Genomic DNA, 858 nt, shown 5'->3' with positions numbered 1-858 from the left:
TTTTGGTTGATGTTTTTGTTGTTTGGTATTTGTTTGTTTAGTTTGATTTGATTGATTTGATTGATTTGATTGATTTTTAACAGTTTCATCTTCCTTTTGGTTGTCTTTATTTGTTGTTTTAGTTTCTTCTTTTTGACAATTTTTGCATTCTTTACAATCTTTATGCAATTCTTTTGCTTGTGTTTCTAAATTATCTAAGTTATCTTGGTCTTTTTCTAAAAACATCTTAAAACCTCTTTTCTTGATATAATTATGTTTTTATTGCGTTACTTACAAGTATTTTGGCAGCCTGTTTAGTTATTTTTTTAATAAATTATAAATTATTACTTATTACTTATTACTTATTACTTATTATTTGTTATTTGTTATTGGTTATTTGTTGTAATTGTAATTATTAATTATATTTTATCTTACAATTATTTATTTTATTATTTATTCTTTTATTTGTTATTCTTAATCGTTTAATTTAGATAAATGAACTGCCAAATATTCCAAAATAGGAATAACTTTAGGATATTTCATCCACGAAGGTCCTACAACTGCAATTCTTCCTTTCTCATTAGGATTTACATCAAAAGGAATAGAAAGAATCATACAATCTTTTAAAGGGGTAAGTTGCAAGCCATCAGAAAATTTAAAAGACAAACTATCTTGATTTAACATAATTTTTAATAATTCTTTACGCTCTAAAAGACCCATAAATTTTTTAATAATTTCAGGATTACTTAATTCAGGTTTTTCAAGCATTTTAGAAACCCCCGAAAAATAAAGATTCTCTGAGGCAAAACTACTAAAAACTTCCATAAACAAAGCAATTAATTGTTCTTGAAAACAAATATATTTAGCAATAGTTTGTTT

Annotated in this window: 2 pseudogenes; both read right to left on the bottom strand. The window is 23.8% G+C overall.

Going from position 1 to position 858, the window contains the following annotated elements:
• Window positions 1-225: pseudogene (locus tag OYV_RS04080) on the bottom strand (nucleotide exchange factor GrpE); the annotation flags it as partial.
• Window positions 226-453: 228 nt separating this feature from the next.
• Window positions 454-858, bottom strand: a pseudogene (locus OYV_RS04075) (heat-inducible transcriptional repressor HrcA); the annotation flags it as partial.

The organism is 'Chrysanthemum coronarium' phytoplasma (genome assembly GCF_000744065.1).
GTDB lineage: Bacteria > Bacillota_I > Bacilli_A > Acholeplasmatales > Acholeplasmataceae > Phytoplasma > Phytoplasma asteris.
Note: the sequence above shows the minus strand (reverse complement) of the source record. Positions and strands in the feature narration are given on the sequence as shown.